1 protein-coding gene is annotated in these 236 nt (G+C 43.2%); it reads left to right on the top strand.

Going from position 1 to position 236, the window contains the following annotated elements:
- A partial coding sequence (locus NCS67_RS31855) for a hypothetical protein (protein ID WP_250437940.1) occupies nt 1–187 on the top strand: 187 nt, incomplete at its 5' end.
- Between the last annotated feature and the right edge of the window lie 49 nt (nt 188–236).

Consider the following 236-nt stretch of genomic DNA (forward strand, 5'->3'; position numbering starts at 1 on the left):
TTTGAAAGGTGCGGCTTGTGCAGGATTCGGGGATTCGTGGCTGTCCGAACGAGGAGAAAATAAAGGTGACGAAGGAGTAGATGTGGTTGAAAAAGTGTGGCAGAATAGAATCACTTATCGAAAAGAACGGATTGGGAGAAAGTGGAGCGGACAAATAATAAATTTGTCCTACCAAAGCAGACGATAGGAGTGAGAATGATTGTTCAGAACCCGAAGGGGAATTATCAGTTTTTGAA

The sequence above is a fragment of the Caballeronia sp. ATUFL_F2_KS9A genome, from assembly GCF_023630765.1.
In the GTDB taxonomy this organism is placed as follows: Bacteria; Pseudomonadota; Gammaproteobacteria; order Burkholderiales; family Burkholderiaceae; genus Caballeronia; species Caballeronia zhejiangensis.